At 43.3% G+C, this 18,296-nt stretch carries 13 protein-coding genes; 6 read left to right on the forward strand and 7 right to left on the reverse strand.

The features are described 5' to 3' along the window. Positions 1 to 62: 62 nt before the first annotated feature. The 3 genes from CBX98_RS18300 to tesA form a co-directional block, all read right to left on the reverse strand. A complete protein-coding gene (locus CBX98_RS18300; RefSeq protein ID WP_053808423.1) occupies positions 63 to 1,973 on the reverse strand; it encodes an EAL domain-containing protein in 1,911 nt (636 codons plus the stop codon). A gap of 180 nt (positions 1,974 to 2,153) precedes the next feature. Continuing rightward, the gene (gene fabV, locus CBX98_RS18305; RefSeq protein WP_012842298.1) at positions 2,154 to 3,353 is read right to left on the reverse strand and encodes an enoyl-ACP reductase FabV; all 1,200 of its coding nucleotides are present in this window, start codon (positions 3,351 to 3,353) and stop codon (positions 2,154 to 2,156) included. 82 nt (positions 3,354 to 3,435) lie between these two features. Beyond that, positions 3,436 to 4,038, reverse strand: coding sequence for a multifunctional acyl-CoA thioesterase I/protease I/lysophospholipase L1 (gene tesA / locus CBX98_RS18310; protein ID WP_005395483.1), 603 nt, complete (start codon positions 4,036 to 4,038; stop codon positions 3,436 to 3,438). Here tesA and CBX98_RS18315 point away from each other — a divergent pair. From CBX98_RS18315 to CBX98_RS18325, 3 genes are all read left to right on the forward strand, one after another. Next, the gene (locus CBX98_RS18315; protein WP_005395482.1) at positions 4,037 to 4,729 is read left to right on the forward strand and encodes an ABC transporter ATP-binding protein; all 693 of its coding nucleotides are present in this window, start codon (positions 4,037 to 4,039) and stop codon (positions 4,727 to 4,729) included. The two genes, tesA and CBX98_RS18315, sit on opposite strands and share 2 nt — an antisense overlap. Then, positions 4,729 to 7,185 (forward strand): FtsX-like permease family protein, encoded by a 2,457-nt coding sequence (locus CBX98_RS18320; protein ID WP_109169958.1) that lies wholly within the window; start codon positions 4,729 to 4,731, stop codon positions 7,183 to 7,185. The genes CBX98_RS18315 and CBX98_RS18320 overlap by 1 nt, the downstream gene beginning before the upstream one ends. A gap of 353 nt (positions 7,186 to 7,538) precedes the next feature. Continuing rightward, positions 7,539 to 8,978, forward strand: a complete 1,440-nt coding sequence (locus CBX98_RS18325; RefSeq protein WP_109169959.1) for an FAD-dependent oxidoreductase — start codon at positions 7,539 to 7,541, stop codon at positions 8,976 to 8,978. Between the two features lie 27 nt (positions 8,979 to 9,005). Here CBX98_RS18325 and CBX98_RS18330 read toward each other — a convergent pair whose 3' ends face one another. From CBX98_RS18330 to CBX98_RS18340, 3 genes are read right to left on the reverse strand one after another with little or no spacing between them, the layout of a single operon-like run. After that, positions 9,006 to 9,941 carry a biotin-dependent carboxyltransferase family protein gene (locus CBX98_RS18330; RefSeq protein WP_012842295.1) on the reverse strand — a complete coding sequence of 312 codons (936 nt, stop codon included), beginning with the start codon at positions 9,939 to 9,941 and terminating at the stop codon, positions 9,006 to 9,008. Next, entirely contained in the window at positions 9,938 to 10,621 is a 684-nt protein-coding gene (locus CBX98_RS18335; protein ID WP_109169960.1) for an allophanate hydrolase subunit 1, read from the reverse strand. Before CBX98_RS18335 ends, CBX98_RS18330 begins: the two co-directional genes overlap by 4 nt. After that, positions 10,621 to 11,376 carry a 5-oxoprolinase subunit PxpA gene (locus tag CBX98_RS18340; protein WP_048625039.1) on the reverse strand — a complete coding sequence of 252 codons (756 nt, stop codon included), beginning with the start codon at positions 11,374 to 11,376 and terminating at the stop codon, positions 10,621 to 10,623. Before CBX98_RS18340 ends, CBX98_RS18335 begins: the two co-directional genes overlap by 1 nt. A 319-nt stretch (positions 11,377 to 11,695) precedes the next feature. On the opposite strand from CBX98_RS18340, the gene CBX98_RS18345 reads away from it, so the two are divergent. Together CBX98_RS18345 and galE are read left to right on the forward strand one after the other, a co-directional pair. Further along, entirely contained in the window at positions 11,696 to 13,654 is a 1,959-nt protein-coding gene (locus CBX98_RS18345) for a diguanylate cyclase (protein WP_047010393.1), read from the forward strand. A 54-nt stretch (positions 13,655 to 13,708) separates the two neighbouring features. After that, positions 13,709 to 14,725 carry a UDP-glucose 4-epimerase GalE gene (gene galE / locus CBX98_RS18350; RefSeq protein ID WP_109169961.1) on the forward strand — a complete coding sequence of 339 codons (1,017 nt, stop codon included), beginning with the start codon at positions 13,709 to 13,711 and terminating at the stop codon, positions 14,723 to 14,725. A 336-nt stretch (positions 14,726 to 15,061) separates the two neighbouring features. Here the strand turns inward: galE and CBX98_RS18360 are convergent, their stop codons facing one another. After that, the gene (locus CBX98_RS18360) at positions 15,062 to 17,143 is read right to left on the reverse strand and encodes a TonB-dependent hemoglobin/transferrin/lactoferrin family receptor (RefSeq protein ID WP_109169962.1); all 2,082 of its coding nucleotides are present in this window, start codon (positions 17,141 to 17,143) and stop codon (positions 15,062 to 15,064) included. A gap of 232 nt (positions 17,144 to 17,375) precedes the next feature. Between CBX98_RS18360 and CBX98_RS18365 the strand changes: the two genes are divergently transcribed. Continuing rightward, positions 17,376 to 18,263 (forward strand): LysR family transcriptional regulator, encoded by an 888-nt coding sequence (locus CBX98_RS18365; protein WP_005395465.1) that lies wholly within the window; start codon positions 17,376 to 17,378, stop codon positions 18,261 to 18,263. Positions 18,264 to 18,296: the final 33 nt, after the last annotated feature.

The raw sequence follows: 18,296 nt of genomic DNA on the forward strand, positions 1-18,296 counted from the left end.
GGCCTTTTAATAGAAGCGGGCGGCGATTATAGAAACCACCGACACCTTAGTAAAGAGAATGCTTAGGAAGAGTAGGCGTATTGTCCGCCTGAAAGACGCTGATTAAACAAACTTTGCTCAAATTCATTACAAGGCATCGGTTTACCATAGAGAAAGCCTTGCCCAATATCACAACCCTCACCAATAAGAAACTGCTCTTGTTGGGGTGATTCAATGCCCTCAATAACCACTTGGAGGTCCAGTTTTTTAGCTATGTGTATGATAGAGCAAATGATCGCACGATCATCGTCCGACTTTTCCATTTGCTGGACAAAGCTCTTATCAATCTTGATGGCATCAAATGGGTATTTCTTCAAATAGCTGAAAGAGGCGTACCCTGTACCAAAGTCATCAAGTGACAATGTCACACCTAGTTCATGCAATTTGTTTAGCGTTGTGCGTGCTACTATTTCATCGGCAATTAAAGCGCTCTCGGTCACCTCGAGTTCGAGAAAATGTGCTGGTAAATGGAAGGATTCGAGTAGGTGTTGCACTTGCTCCGCAAAGTTCACGTTTTGTAATTGAATTGGAGAGACGTTAACGGCAATTTTGAAATTATCAATTAACTCCGACCACTGTTTCGCTTTGTCTATCGCGGTACGAAGAACAAAAGAGCCAACTTCAAAAATAAGTCCGTTTTGTTCGGCCATATGTATTAATGCTTCGTTAGAGACGTCTCCCAGTATTGGGTGTCTCCAGCGCAGCAATGCTTCTGCGCCAATCCATTTGTGAGTATGGGGATGAACTTTGGGCTGAAAGTACAGCATCAGGTCGTCATTTCTTACCGCTTGCAACAAGTAGCTTTCCAATTGATTGTGGTTGTTTAGCTCATTCGAATGACTTTCACAAAAATAACTATACGCTTCGCCAGACTCTTTACACAGCAGCATGGCATAGCATGCATTTTGAAGAAGTTGTTTGGCATTGCTGGTTTGGTGGGCTTGTACAACACCAATATAAGAGTTGAGGTGAACCTCTGTGTCTTTTATATAAAAGCTTCCCAAGCCAATATTGGTGATATCATCCAGTAGCTTACGCAATTTCATATCAATATCGTTGCCCCAAATGAGTAATACAAGGTCATTCGAGCTCGGTCTCCCGGTAACAAAATAACTCGATTCTCGTTTACCAAGGCGATACCGAAATTCCTTTAATATCTCGTCAAAGGCCTCAAAGCCATACCGGGTTTGGATACTGCGAGCATTACTAAAGCCAATGTTTATCACGAGCAGTGATTGCTGGCTATGATCCAACGTTCCGAGCGTTTCTCCGACAACACTTTCCAGTGCTGCGCGGTTTAAGAACCCGGTTCCCTGATCGTGTGTTTTTTGATAGCTCACTTGTTTTTCTGCGGCCTTACGACGATCAATCTCTTTTGTTAGGGAGTAACTCAACTGCGCTAGGTCCGTAGTACGGTTCTCAACTCGATTTTTGAGTTCATTATTGAGACGCTGGAGTTTGTGTTGCTGATACACGACAGAGAGCTGCGCTTCGATTGAGTCTTTGAAAGTTCCGAGCAATTGGCGGTAAGTGTCGCTGTATTCATTCTTCTTGGAATCAAGCATGCAGATGGTTCCAAACGTCTCTCCGTTTGGCCAGAATAACGGTAAACCGCAATAAGATATCATGCCTAGTTTGATGTCAGGGTTATTGCACCATTCTTCATCCTCGAGCGCATTAGGAACCATGAGTTCGCTCTTATGCTCAATGACATGCTCACAATATAAACCGTTGCCGAGCAGTTCAGCATCGCCGGTACGATAGGGGTTGCCTTGAGTTTCACTGGATGTGTTGACTTCAATACGATCTGGATGGATACGCATGATTAATGTGGTGGGTACGTGCGTTATTTGAGCCAGTAAGTTGACGATTTCCTGCCAACTTTTTTGCATAGACTCAGGGATTTCATAATCTAATGTTTGCAATCTCCCCATATAGGTCATCCTTTACGTGGTTTCACTTCCTGTGAATTTAAAATGTAGACTGCTCTATCTTGTTCTCGGTTTTTAATTAAGTATAGGGTGGCTGGGGCTTGAAACAAAAAAAAGTCCTGAAAAGTGTTCAGGACTAGGAATAGTTATCACATATCTCATACTTGAAACAGATAACAAGCATTAAGGTTTAAGCGATTTTAGCGACTCAATAGAAATGTCTTGCGAATAGTCGACGTCTTCAAAGTTAAAGCCATTTAGCTTCATAAACTCATCTTTAAAGCCTTGGTAATCACCAATCTCTTTAAAGTTATTGGCGTTCATTTGCTCTAAAAGAGCATGGACTTCTTGTTGTACTTGCGGGTCAAGCTCTAAGTCGTCTATTCGGATTAAGCGTTCACCGTCAACAGGCACTTTATCTTGATCGTACAATTTAGTGGTAAACAGTCGCTGCATTTGTTCAATACAACGTTCGTGAGTACCTTTTTCCTTCATCACTCGATAAAGTGCTAATAGGTAGGGACTTAGCGCAGGAATGAACACACTGGCTTTCGTCACCAACGCCTTACACACTGTTGCGTAAGCACCGCCGTCAAAGTTGGCAAGTTTTAGATTCAACGAGTGACTTGTTTGGTGTAAATCTATTTTCGCTCGACCTAACGTACCATCGAGATAGATAGGGTGCGTAACGTCTGGTCCCATGTAAGAAAACGCGATGGTTTTGCAGCCTTGTGCAATCGAGTCGTTATTAATCAGTGTATCAATCCAGCTTTCCCAGTCTTCACCGCCCATCACTTTGATAGTGGCTTCGGCCTCTTCCTCTGTTGCGGGAGTTAAAGTGGTTTCTACCCACTGATCGTTTTCCAGCATAATTGAAGCGCCAGTGACAGGCTCACCAATAGGCTTAATGACGCTGCGCCAAAACTCATCAGATTCTGGTTTAGGTCGAACACCCGTCGCTAAGCTATAGATGACTAAATCAACTTCACCTTCAAAGTACGTTTCAATGGCTTCAATCACTTGATTGCGGACAGAGTCAGAGAATGCGTCACCAACAATATTGATGGCGGTACGCCCCGCGTGATTTGCTTCTTGTTTAAAAAAGATGTTGTTATACCAACCCGCACTTCCAACGCCTTTATCTGAAGGCCCGCGCTCGAAGGAGACACCAATAGTATCAGCTTTAGCACCTCCGAAGGTGAGGGCAATACGAGCCGCTAACCCGAAACCAGAGGAAGCACCAATAATCAAAACCCGTTTTGGACCGCTTTTGATCTGCGGGGCGTGTTTTACGTATTCAATTTGCTCTTTAATGGATGCATGACACCCGTATGGGTGAGCAGAGCGAGCAACAACACCTTGAATTAAAGGGTCTATTCGCATGTTGTTATCTATCCTCGATGAGTGGAATTGAAAATAGATTAACGTAAAGTTAAGTAAAACTTATTGAGCTAGACCATTAAAATTAGAGATGTTTAATTAATTCTTGAGCAACAAAGTCAGCAATCCAAGGCTGTGCATCAGGCTTTGGGTGAAGGCCATCATCCATCATCCACTCGGGTTTGATGACAACATGCTCCAAGAAGAATGGCATCAAGGTAACTTGTTGATGTTGTGCAAGCTTAGGGTAGATATCGTAAAACATATCGCTATAGCGCTTACCATAATTAGGTGGCACTCGAATTTGCATCATGACAACGTCCGCACCTGAATCTTTTATCATGGTAATCATTTTTGAGAGATTCGACGTAATAAGTTTAGGAGGGAAACCTCTTAGGCCATCGTTGGCACCTAACTCAATGAGCACCATATCAGGGCTGTGCTGGGTTAGCAGCTGTGGTAATCGAGCTAAGCCGTTGCCTGTGGTATCGCCAGAAATGCTGGCATTAATAACTGTTACATCTTGACCATGTTCTGACAACGCATCAGGGAGTAAGCTAGGCCAACTCTTTTCGATCGGCATCTGATAGCCCGCGCTCAGGCTATCACCTAAGACAAGTAGCTTTTCGCTCGCATGTGCAGTAGCGGAAAAACAAAAAAATAGAACTAAGGAAAGTATACGAATCATGCAAACACCTGTACTTAATGCACCTATTGTTCAAGCCAATTTGGTTTCTAAACAAGTCTCTACTAATCAAGAGCAATTAACAATCCTCAAAGATGTAAATGTTGACATCAGGAAAGGAGAAAAAATCGCCATCGTCGGTACTTCCGGTGCGGGTAAGTCAACGTTGATGACGTTGTTAGCTGGCCTTGATACACCGACATCAGGTGAAATTACCTTGTTAGGTCATGAGTTATCAAAACTTGACGATGAAGCTCGCGCAAAAATTCGAGCTGACTCTCTAGGTTTTGTTTTCCAAAGTTTCTTATTAATCCCGAGCTTGAGTGCATTACGCAATGTCACGCTTCCTTGTCTTTTACGTGGTGAAGCCGAAGATGAAGCAAGAGCCGCCGAATTATTAACCGCTGTTGGATTGGAAAAACGTGTCGATCATCTTCCAAGTCAATTATCTGGTGGTGAACAACAACGTGTCGCGCTAGCACGTGCCTTTATGACACAGCCTGAACTGTTATTCGCAGACGAGCCTACCGGCAATCTTGACCATCAAACCGCAGACAAAGTAATTGAGCTTTTATTCGATCTTAATGAGCAGCATGGAACAACGCTGATATTAGTTACACACGATGGTCACCTAGCAAGTCGATGTGACCGTATTTATCGTATGGAGGCGGGTGAGCTTAAGGAGGAGGTGTAATGTCTGCAGTATCATCAAGCGAAGCAACATCGACAGAAAGAAGCAGTGCAATAAAACACTCGTCAAACAAAAGCCTAATACGTTGGAGTTTCGGCGAAATAAGACAGGGGAACCTTTGGCCTATTAGCGTTGCTCTTATTCTTGTGATTGCGAGCATCTTTGCGCTTTCTGCATTAGCGGAGCGAATGGAGCAGGTGATCGTCAAACAGGGGAAGGATGCATTGACAGCGGATGCGGTGTTTGTGTCTGCTAATCCTATACCTGACACGTTGTTAGCCTCGACTGAAAACCTAGAACGTTCGACGATGACACGATTTGCCACGATGGCATTTAGCGACAATGGTATGCAGTTGATTTCCGTAAGGGCAGTGGACGACAATTACCCTTTAATGGGAGAACTGGTACTAGACAACAACCCATCCGGTCGCGTTAAAGAGAACCAACTCTGGCTTGATGAGCGGATTATGGCTCAACTAGACGTCAAGTCGGGTGACAGCGTCACTATAGGCGATGCCGATTTTACGGTTTCAGGTGCAGTGCTGATGGAACCTGGGTTAAGCTTTAACCCATTTCAACAAATGCCTTCTGCATACATCCATCAAAAAGACGTTGAGAAAACAGGAGCGATTCAAGTCGGGAGTCGAGTTCAATACCGTCTGTTTCTACAAGCCGATGATAAAACGCTAAAAGGCCTGCAAGAAGATACTGTTCTTTCTCCTAGTGATCGCTGGCGCACGCAAGATACTGCCAGTCGTAGCAATGAGGTCTTTGAACGAACGACGCAGTATTTGTCTCTAACGGTTGCGATTGTCATCATTATGGCAGCGACAACATTGGTTCTTACTTGCCAAAACTATGTGAATAGTCGAACACAAACCATTGCGATGCTAAAAAGCCTTGGCGCAAGTCGACGATGGATTGAAAAATGGCTGTTTATTCAAGTCACAATCCTGCTCATTAGCGCCAGTGTCGTTGGGTTATTGTTGGGAAGTGGGCTGGAGTACTTGTTGCGCATTCCACTCAAAGACTTATTACCCGAGCCATTACCTAGTTACGGCGTCACTCCATATTTGGTGTCGTTTATCTCAGCGGTCCTGATCACCGTTCCTGCCCTTGGCATACCATTGTTGGGTTTGATTAAAACTCCAGCCTTAGAAGTGCTACAGCAGGGCAAAGCACAACGTTCTTGGAAGCGAATGTTGCTCGTTCTAGTCCCCGTTGTTCCATTACTTTTGCTTTATGCTGATAACACCTTAGTTTGGATTGTTCTTATTGGTATTGCAGTACTTTTTGTTGTGCTTGCTGCAGTGAGCGTCGCACTCACAAAATTGTTTGCGCGTATTTCAACACAACCTGCCATGAAGCTTGCGTTGAGTCGTATCAACCGCACGCCAGTAACCAGTGGCCTGCAGTTTGGTGCTTTGGCGTTGTCTTTGATGCTGCTATCTATTATCTGGCTTGTGCGCAGCGATATTCTCGCGGATTGGGAGAGAACCTTACCTGCAGACGCACCAAATGTCTTTGCATTAAATATTGGTGATTACGAACTCGATAGCTACCTAGAAACCTTAGATAAAAATAGGGTTACACGGTCACAAGCTTATCCAATTATTCGTGGGCGATTGACAGAGATTAATGGTCAAAACGTCAAAGAGATTGAATACGAAGGAGAAGGCTCTGACGCAATACGTCGTGAATTGAACCTTACGTGGGGAAACAGCCTGCCAGAGTATAATGATGTGCTTGCGGGTGAATGGACAAATAAAGGGAGTGTCTCTGTAGAAGCCGATGTAGCAAATGACTTGGGCATCGAACTTGGTGACAAACTGCGCTTTGTTATTAATAGCCAGAACTACGATGCGGTAGTAGATACCATTCGTTATGTTGAATGGCGTGATATGAAGCCTAACTTTTACTTTATTTTCTCATCCGACGTTATGGCTAATCTACCGGGTTCTTACCTCATCAGTTATAGAATTGATGAGGGGAACGAAGCACTATTAACGTCTATGTCTCGATTTCACCCGACGGTATCTGTTTTAGATATTCGTACCATGGGCGAAAAAATCCAGGATTTGATTCAACAAATCGTATCGGCAATCACTATTCTCGCTCTTTTAGGCGTGGTTGCGGGGGTGCTACTTATCTTTACGCTATTGAGATTAAGCTTATCCCAACGTCAGCAGGAGATCCGTTTGTATCGCACATTAGGTTCAAGTAAAAAACGGATCAATACAACTCTGTGGGCCGAATACGGCATTATGGCGTTGATAGCTAGCGGTGTCGCGGTATTCGCTGCCGAAGTTTGTGTTGCCGCGGTAATGATATATGGCTTCGACCTAAACGCACAAATTCACCCCGAATTGTGGATAGCTTTACCACTGGCAACATTTGTTACGTTGGCACTTGTCGTAATGAGTTTGTTGAAAAGATTGTTAACGCCAGTAAACACTTAATCACTGCAAATGTTATTAAATGTGGAACACTCCATGACACTTTTATTTTAGTTATCCACAAAAACAGTGGATAACTTTTGGGATAACTAAATGGGGTAAAAAGTGGGGTGTTTCTGCAGGCTTTGCGCCATGGGTCTTACAGTGAAATTGTTATTCACATAGGCATAAAAAAGTGTCTTCCTAACCATGTCGTCAAGTACTTTTTTTGCAATTTTTTTCTACTTTAACGCACCATAAAGGCGCAGTTGGATATTTCGCAAACCCATGAACTTTTTGTGATTTTAATCAAGCCCAAACACGAGTAGAATCCACCGTTAGTAAAGAATTTTCCTTATAAAATTTTTAGTGAAGCAATGAAGTCTGAGTTTCCAAATTACAAAGATAAGCACATCGCTGTTGTTGGTGGCGGTGTCGCAGGTGCAACAGCAGCAATTCATTTTGCGGAGCTGGGTTTTAAAGTTTCCGTAATAGAGAAGGGCGTATCACTGGTAAATGGTCCGCCCATTTGCCATTTACATGCAGGTGGCAACTTATATCGAGAGATTTCTGAGCAACAATGTTTAGATTTGTTAGCACAATCCATTGATACTGTTCGCCTATATCCGCTTTCACTGAATATTCGCCCGACGATCATTGCAGTCCCTTATTCTGATGGTGGAGATCCATCCGCACTGATTCCTCGACTAGAGGTGGTGAAAAATGCGTATCAAAAGCTCGTTGATAAAGATCAAAGCAACAAAGTGCTTGGTGAGCCAAGCGAATACTACAAATTGTATTCAAAAGAGGATCTAGAAGCACTCGCACAACGTACTCAACCAAGTCACCCTGCAACCTTTGATGAGTGGTGTATTCCTTTTGCTCAACATGCTGATCTAGAAGCGCTAAAGTACCCAGTTGTGGCGGTTCAGGAATATGGCTGGAGTGTTTTTCGCCTTGCCGCAATTGCCAACTTAACGTTGAACGCTCTGCCAAACGCCTCAGTATGCACACAAGCAACGCTCAAACAAGCGGACTGGATGGGTAATCACTGGCAACTTGGTTACGAACGAGATGGCATTGATTATCTTATGACATGTGACTACTTGGTCAATGCATGTGGTTTTGAAACAGGATCCATTGACAATACCATCGGTGCCAAGCGTGATAGGTTAGTTGAGTTTAAAGCCGCTTATGTAACCAAGTGGGCAGACTGCCAACAACTGTGGCCAGAAGTTATTTTCCATGGACCGCGTGGAACTGATAAAGGAATGGCTCAACTGACCCCCTATGGTGATGGTTATTTTCAGCTTCACGGCATGACGAAAGGCATTACGCTATTTGAAGATGGCTTAGTTGAGAGTACGCCGTCCTCAGCTCAGCCCGAACTGCCAGTTCCTTTACTCTCAAAGATACGTAACGGTTGGCGAGAAGAAGTCTTAGAAGAACGAACCAATAATGCTATCAAACACATGGCGCAGTTCATTCCCGACTATCACTCTGCTATCAAAGGGGGAAAAGCCCTGTTTGGTGCCCAGCAAATTCCTGGAACGGATCCGGTACTCAGGGCAGCCGATGTGACCTTTGAAGACAACCATTACGCGCGGATAGAAGTGGTAAAAGCGTCATCAACACTACTCGCAGCGCAAAAAATGCTTCAGTTCTGGTTTGATATTGAACCTAACCAAAATGTGGAATCCCAACATCCTGTCGCTGTGCATTGGTCTGAACAAGAAATTGAGCAGTACGCGATTAAACTCACGCAAGAGCGAGACTATCCGCAAGCGTTAGCAGAGCGTTATGGGATGCCTGCATAACCGTTACGTATGGGCTCAGAGGTTGTACTAATATCCAAAAAACTGAGCCCATTGGCACCATACTTCTTGCAAGCCTTGTCTATCTCCTTTCACAAAATTGACTTTTTGCCCGGGTTTCGCCTGTGCCAGCCTTGGCAGGTCAATACGTGCTACACAGCCAAACTTAGGATAGCCACCGATGGTTTGATGGTCGTTGAGCAACACAATGGGATTACCATCGTTAGGAACTTGAATCGATCCTAGCGCAATTCCTTCCGACAGTACGCCTTCGTAGGGCGGTTTGATTTTGTTTCCTTCAAGACGATAGCCCATACGATTTGAATCAGGGGATATGGTGAATGCGTTGCTATAAAAGGCTTGGCGAGCGTCTTCATCAAAGTCCTCATTTTGATAGCCTTCAATCACTCTCAGCTTGATAGGTAAGTTGTAATCCGGCTTAAAGCGAAATGTCATCAGCCTTGGTTTGTGTTTCGGTAAGTTATGAGGAAAAAAGGGAAGAATATCGCCTGCTTTTAAAGCGCCACCATTTGAGTCATAACCACCAAGAGATTCTCTCGTGACTGTAGAAGCACTTCCTAAGTGCTGAGCAATATCGAACCCACCTTTAACCGCAAGATAGGAGCGAAGTCCATTTTTTGCGACTCCGAACTGCAGCTTCTGCCCCTTCTTCAATGTAAAGTCAGACCAATTTGAGATAGGCTCACCATCTACTTTTGCATTCAAATCACCACCACATATTGCAAGATGGCAGTTATGTAGTGCGACAAAGCAAGCGTTACCCAAAGTAATTTCAATCACAGCACAATTGACTACGTTACCAAGTAAATGGTTTGCCCAACTGTAGGCGTAATCATCTACGGGGCCACCTTGAGTCACGCCAATATGCGCTAAGCCAAAACGACCAAAGTCTTGAATCAAAGAAAGTGGCCCTGACTTTTCCACCAGCAATCCAGCGTAACTCATAGAACACCTCCTAACTCGATAAACTTTTGTTTGGAAATGGCATTAAACGTGACCTTGTCACCTACTTCAAACGGTATAAAAGGTGGCGTATCAGAGAAAAGGGGAAGCGGGCTTCTACCGATAATGTTCCATCCGCCAGGACTATCTGATGGATAGACGGCCGTTTTAGAGTCTGCGATTCCCACGCTTCCGGCTGGTACTCGCGTTCTTGGTGTAGCTAACCTTGGCATATGTAATTGAGTATCGACATCGGAGAGGAATGCAAAACCTGGAGCAAAACCAATCGCTGAAACCGCATACTCGGCCTGAGTATGTAAGGAAATGAGCGCGTCTAATGATAGTCCACGATCTTGAAAGCGGGGCAAATCTAGCGCGGTTTCTTCGGAGTAGTATACGGGAATAGTGATGTGGTTAGGTTGAACAAGACTGAGCGATTGAGTATCAAACTGACAGATCATTTGATGCAGTTTATGCACTAAATCTTTTTCATTGATTCGAAAAGGCAAGTAATCAATGAGGATGGTTTGATAGGAGGGGACCACGTTCATAATGATTGACGCTAAAGTGTCTTTGATGTTTCGAGCAAGTTCTCCGACCGCATTTTCAGAGATATTCTCGTCAAACTTAATGAAAATACTGCACTCAGAGATCAAAGAGATACTAAATTTCTCTTTATGCATTAATTTCCTCCCGCGTATAGGCTTTGACGGATCTTTTGGATCAGCGCGATCGACTCTTCATTGTCACCATGAACACAAATCGTATCGGCTTCCAGTAAAATGTAGCCGCCAGAAGCGGTTTTGACACGCCCAGAGTCTGCTAACGTACGGACTTGCTCAAGTATCGCATGCTCACTATTTAATACGGCATTAGGCTGTGTCCTAGGTGTAAGTAATCCGTCATCTTGATACAAACGGTCTGCAAATGCTTCAAACAGCAAGGGAACGTCATAATCATCTGCGATTTCTAAGTATTTTTCGTTTTCCTGTGACGCTAGAATCATTAACGGCACTTTGAACAAAGCTGCCGCCTTTACGACTGATCTAAATATCGAATCACTTTTCATCATGTCGTTGTATAACGCGCCATGAGGCTTTATATAGCTAATATCTGTGTATTGAGCCCGACAAAGTGCCTGTAAAGCGCCTACTTGGTATATAACCATGTTAGTAATTTCATCACCCGTCATGTTTATACTGCGCCTGCCGAAGCCTTGGAGGTCGGCGTAGCCCGGGTGTGCTCCAATATCAACATCGTTGTCGTTGGCGAGAGTGATAGTGTCGTGCATGACATTAGGATCGGAAGCATGAAAACCGCACGCGATGTTTGCCATATCAACATGAGGCATAACATCTTCGTCTGCCCCCATAATCCAAGAGCCAAAGCTCTCACCCATGTCACAGTTCAATGTAAGTTGCTGTTTATTCAATGTCATACGTTTTATTTCTACACAAGCAATGGGTTCACGATGCAGGAAAATGCATCTAGGTTCAGTGACTCACTTCATTCTTCTATCATGAAAGCGAGGTTTATGATCTGGTGGCTGACGAAAAAGATCACTTTAGTCCATAAAGATGTTGCCGTTATTTGAGTTGATCCGAATTTTAAGGTATTTCGTTCCTTTTCCATCCAATTATTGAGAATTTAAGGTTATTTTGCATTGGCATCGTGTTAATCTTGTCGCCCTTAATGGGTAATAGATTGCATAGCAACGCTTCTGTCATTTTTAGTGGTTGTCTGCGACAGGAATACATATGTCATTACGAGCAAAGCTTATTTGGCCAATTTTGGTCTTTATAACGGCTATCTTTGTTATCTCAAAAGGTTATACCTCGTATACTGCATACCAATCGTCTAAGCATGAGTTGGTCGAACAAACGAGAAAGTTGATTAACAATGTTTCTTTCTCAATTAAAGATGCGCTAACGACAAAGAACAAGCAAAAAGCTCAAACTACTCTCATCAACTTTTTAAACCAGCCGAATGTTACGCGGGTCAAACTTTACGACCAAGATGATCAACCTTTCGTTGTTCTTGAAGGAGGTGGGGTATCAGCTCCCGTCCCTAATCAAACTGAAAGAAGCAAGTTACACGCGCTAGGTTATGCCTTATCTGCCAAATTTCTTTATGTTCTAGAGCCAATTATTCACGATGGTCGTGTCATTGGCAGTATGAGGGTTACGCTTTCCCATCGTCCAATCATAGAAGCCCAACAATCTTTACTTCGAGATGGTGCTGTACTTCTTCTGTTGCTGTTCGCTGGTGGCACTATCTTTTACATAAGTATCGATAGGCTTGTTCTCAAACCTGTTATAGAACTGAGTCATACGATAGAGAGTGTGACACACGGACAAAATACGGATACTCAAGTTCGCTATTACTCCAAGGATGAAATTGGAGAACTCGCACATTCCTTCAATCAAATGATGAACAAGTTAACAACACGCGAGAAACAGCGGCAACATTCATTAGAAATGTTAGAACAAAAGCGGGCGTTTTCAGAAGAAGTCATTGAATCTATTCAACATGCATTAGTTATTACCGACAACTTCGGGCGTGTTATTTACTGTAATACTGCGACTCGGCAGATATTTCAAAAAAAGTCAGAGGAACTTGAGCATGCCAATATCCGTGATCTAATTAAAACGAAAACACCGAATGAGCTGAGCCAAATCCTAAGTAGGGGGTTAGAATGCGATGACATTCACCTCAAAAATGCAGACAACGAACAGCAGTTGAGTTTAACCAGTCGTCGTTTGTCCACACATGGACACTTATTGTTTTCGATTCAAGATATCACCGAAATTGAAGAGGCCATGAGCAGGCAGCGTGTTGCGGGGCGTGTTTTTGAGAGCAGCCAAGATGGCCTCATCGTTCTTAATCATCGAGGTGTTATCACAATGGCTAACCCTGCGGTCACTAAGTTAGTTGGACTAGAGATGGATCAGCTTATTGGGAAGTCATTTATCCAAACACTTAAGTGGCGCAAGTTGCAGGAAATGATGCCTAGCATCATTGAATCGATAGAAAACTACGGGGTATGGCAAGGGGAAGTTATTGAACAGAACCATCTTGGCCAGTTTGTGCCGATGTTTGCAAGGGTTAATCGTATCGTTAAGTGTGAAGACAATGGGTTCTACGACCTAGTCATTGTTCTTACCGATCTTTCTGGTGCAAAAGAGATGGAACGACTTGAGTACTTAGCTCATCACGATGCACTAACGGGGTTAGCGAATCGCTCCAAGTTCCATTTAGAGTTGGAAGAATTAGTACAACGGTCGGGATACTTACGTGACGAATTTGCGGTGCTTTACCTCGATCTCGATGGTTTTAAAGAGGTTAATGATACCTATGGCCATGACGCAGGTGATGAAGTTCTGAAAAAAGTAGCCGAGCGTCTAACATCTGCGACTCGACATAGTGATTTAATCGCAAGACTTTCGGGTGATGAATTTGTCATGTTGGTTAATCCTGCCAACCAAAAAGTCGTCACCCGAATTGCAGAACAACTGCTCGAAAGCGTATGCACACCAATCGAGTACAAAGGTAACTCGCTCAAGGTTGGCGTTAGCATCGGCGTAAAATTGGTCGGTGTTAATGAGCGAGATGCCACTCGAGTGTTAAAAAGTGCAGATACTGCAATGTACCAAGCTAAAAAAGCCGGAAAAGGCCAAGCAATATTAATGGGATGTGAATTGCAGGAGACAGTTTAAATCGTCACGTCAAAGCTTTAAACTAAACCCATTCGCGTCAGAAGGAATGATAAAATGAAAGTACTTGTTACGGGTGGTATGGGCTATATCGGTAGCCATACATGTATTCAAATGATCGAAGCTGGTATGACGCCAGTGATTCTAGATAACCTGTACAACAGTAAGTCTACGGTCTTAGAGCGCATTGAAAAGGTATGTGGCGTAAAGCCAACCTTCATTCAAGCCGATATCAGAGATAAATCGACAATGGTAGAGGTTCTAAAATCGCACGATATCGAAGCGGTTATCCATTTTGCAGGTTTAAAGGCCGTCGGTGAGTCCGTAGCAAAACCTCTAGAGTATTATGACAATAATGTGAATGGCACTTTGGTATTGGTTGATGCAATGCGCGAAGCTGGAGTTAAATCGTTGGTATTTAGCTCCTCAGCAACTGTCTATGGCGATCCTGCTTCTGTTCCAATCACAGAAGACTTTCCAACTAGCGCAACTAACCCTTACGGACGCAGTAAATTAATGGTGGAAGAGTGTTTAACAGACTTCCAAAAGGCGAATCCAGATTGGAGCATCACACTTCTTCGTTACTTTAACCCTGTAGGTTCACATCCAACAGGTGAGTTAGGTGAAGATCCTCAAGGTATTCCAAATAACCTAATGCCGTTTGTTTCTCAAGTTGCGGTGGGCCGCCGAGAGTTCCTCTCTGTATTCGGTAGCGACTACCCAACGAAAGATGGCACCGGCGTGCGTGACTACATTCATGTGATGGACTTATCCGATGGTCACGTCGCTGCTTTGGAAAAAGTAGGTAACAAAGCTGGGCTTCATGTCTACAACCTTGGCACTGGCAATGGCTACAGTGTGCTTGAAATGGTGAAAGCGTTTGAAACCGCAAGTGGTAAAGATGTTCCATACCAACTTGTTGAACGTCGTCCAGGCGATATTGCGGAATGCTGGGCTGATCCATCAAAAGCAATGAATGAGTTAGGTTGGAAAGCGTCTCGCACTCTAGAAGAAATGACGGGTGATGCATGGCGTTGGCAATCTAACAACCCTCAAGGTTATCCAGATGCCTAATTTTGATTTACACAATAATAACAAAAAGACGCATAATTGCGTCTTTTTTGATCCAAATCGGAAAAAATCGTAAATTACTGGTTAAAAGGTAGCAAGTCTATATAGAGCTGTTAAACTATGTCCGACTCTTAATTTGGGTTATAAATTTTCTCATAGCTATTGGGGTAGTTCATGGAACTCGGTCTGATCATCACTTTTATCATTGCAGCAGCAGTAATGGTGAAAAAAGAGATGGCAAAACAGTAAACTTTCATTTTTCATACTTTTCTTTACATTTTTGAAATGAAAGCCATAAAAAAAGCCAGCATTAAGCTGGCTTTTGTGTTTTCGGAGGCTTTAGAACTCGTATTTAGCTGTAATTGACCAGTTCCGCCCAGCTTGAGTCAGATCTTTGTTTTCTGTCTGAAGGTCACGCACATCATTCCAATTGTAGTACTCTTCATCTGTTACGTTGAACATACCTGCTCGCAACGTAAGGTCTTTAATAGGTTTGTAGTACGCGGTGATATCTACAACCGTAGCTGCGGAGATAGGCAACACTTTAGCGTCATTTATGTCGCTTTTATCTTTAGATGCGGTGTAGTTAATGGTTAACGTGGTTCCCCAGTTTTGTTCTGAATCGTAATTAAAACCAGCGACAAGGTTCCAAGGGTTAACACTGTTTAGTGGATTATTGTTTCCATCTTCACCTTCCGTATACGCCGCTGCTACACGAGAGCTAAATCCTTCGATTGGCATGAACTTGTTCCACGAAAGTTGGTTTGAAAACTCAATTCCTTTAATTGTCGCTTTGCCAATATTTACGTACTGCAGAATCGCAGGGTCAGTCACAGGAGTCCAAGTGCCAGAGACGGTTTTACTTTCGATGAAGTTGTCGTAATCGCTGTAGAAAACTGACACTTCACTGCTAGAAATGTCATTATTATGTCGCCAACCAAATTCGTACGAAATGCTGTCTTCTGCTTTTAAATCAGGATTTGGCTTAAAAATGTAGCCATGCATTGGGTTGCCGAAGGAGTAGTACAACTCTTGGAAATCTGGAGCACGGAAACCTTGGCTGATTTGCGCGAATAAACGATGTTGTTCATTAAGCTTATAAACAGAACCTAAGCGGCCTGTAAATGCAGAATCAGAAAACTTTTTGTAGTCGCTAGCCGCGTTACCACTTGGGTTGCTGCTTGTGTCACCTGGATCGGTTTCAAATGCATCCCACCGTACGCCCGGGGTAATCGTAAAGTTACCTACCGTAATTTCGTCTTGTAAAAAGAGCCCGTAACGACGCTCGCTCGCAGAAGGGATATAGAAAATTTCTTTGTTTGCGCTTGCACTGTTGTACTCTTTGTTAACGTTCTTAATGTCTTTATCACTGAAGGATGCACCGTACACAAAGTAATGCTCTGTACTACCAAGCATGAGATATTTGTCGAACTGAGAATCAAACTGGTAGCCTTCATCCTCGTAGATGTAGTCTTTACGTTGGTTATTCTGACCTTTAACACGATCAGTAATGCCGTTTTCTTCTTTGCTAAGCCAATCTAGTTGCCAGGTAAGGGAGTCCGCTACGGCCGTTTGCATCTCCCAAATATGTTTTATACCAACTTGATATTGTTCTGTTACATCTTCACTTGTTGCATTAGTATAACCGTTGTAAGACTGCTTTCCGTTGCCTTTGTTGCGAATATAATTCCCATTGAACTCAACACGATGTGCATCATTGAGTTGGTACTGAAGCTTAACCAGTAAGTTGTTCGCTTCTGTATCTGCATCTGCTAGATCTCCAAAGTTATCCAGTTCATTGCCGTCGCGACGCGTATAAGCAAGTAAAGATTCCAAATCACCAATTTTGTGCGCTAATGCCACAGATTCACTGAATGTATTGTCTTCGGAAGAGTAGTTGAACTTCGCATGGCCACCAAAGTTACGACCCTTAAGGACATCAGCCGGATCTTTGGTTTCAAATGCAACAATGCCACCAATTGCGTCAGAACCATGTAGAGACGATGCTGCACCTTTTACAATTTCAACCGCTTTTATTAGGTCGGTATCAACGTTAACGCGAGCAGAGTTAATGAACGTATTCCCTGATTCGAACTGGTTACCTTGAGATACGCCGTCCACAAGAACTTTAATTCGATTGCCTTCGATGCCACGGATATTGATACTCTGGACACCTTGGCGAGAGTTTGTCTTAACCGTGACTCCTGGCGTGTACTCAAAGAGATCACCTAAGCCAGTGACCATGCTTTCTTCGATGTTCTTATCAGTAACGATCGCAACAGAAGCAGCAGTGTCTTCGATTTGGCTATTAGTACGAGTCGCAGTCACGACCACTTCATTGAAGGTTGAATGATCTTCAGCGTAGGCACCTTGGGATAGTGCAATCAGAATAGAGGCTGACAAAATTGTTTTTTTATACATTGGCTTCAATACCTTAGATCCATAATAGGTAACAACAAACGGGATATTAATGGATCTAAATAACAATTACTATCATTACCATTGTCATTTGTGGTTTTATCTTGAGTAGAACTCTTAGGTTATGAGCATTTCTAGTCTTTAGTTATCAGTGTGTTATATTGTTTAACGTTAGTTCTTGATAAGATCATCCAAATACAATCAATGTGACAAAAATCACATTAAGAGAGGCCATGTGCAGAGTCCAATTACGTTAGAAGCGCTCCATATTCTGGATGCCATTGACCGAAGAGGGAGTTTTGCAGCTGCTGCGAATGAGTTAGATAGAGCCCCGTCATCACTGAGCTATCAGATCCAGAAACTCGAGCAAGACTTAGACATCATTATCTTCGATCGCTCTGGCCACAAAGCCCATTTTACTGAAGCAGGAAAGCTCATCCTTGAAAGAGGACGAGCCATTTTACAAGCCAGTGAAAAGTTAGTGAATGATGCAACGTTATTGGCGAATGGTTGGGAACTGGATATTACCATTGCCTTTGATGGCATTATTCCTATATCCAATTTCTTCCCTATGGTTGATGCATTGGCTGAAGTAAGCTCCACACGAGTCAGACTGCAAGAAGAGATCTTGGCTGGTAGCTGGGAATCGCTGAATACAGGTAGAGCGGATTTACTGATTTGCCCATCACTGGATACACTTCCTCAAGAAGTCAAATCAGAAAAAATTGGTAAAATGAGCATGTTTTGGGTAGCGGCAGCTGATCACTATGTTCACAAGCGTAGTGGTAAGTTTGATGAGGCGGCGCGAGAAAAGTACCGAATCATTGCCATTGCAGACACTGCACGCGAACAACCTGCGCTCTCAATTAATATCATTCAAAAACAACCTCGCTTGACCGTCACCAACTTTACGGCAAAAGTAGATGCGCTCACTGCAGGTTTAGGCATTGGTACGTTACCAAGCCAAATTGCACAACCTTTGATTGATAGTGGCGTATTGAAGCGAATCGAAGGTACAGAAGAGCAGCCGATGGATATTATCTTAGCATGGCGCCGAAATACCATGGGTGAGGCGAAATCCTGGTGTATTCAATACTTGAAAAAGAATTGGAAACTAAAGTAACAACGTAACTTTTACTTCTTAGATTCCCATTGA

Source organism: Vibrio sp. T9 (genome assembly GCF_003123985.1).
GTDB classification, from domain to species: Bacteria; Pseudomonadota; Gammaproteobacteria; order Enterobacterales; family Vibrionaceae; genus Vibrio; species Vibrio diabolicus.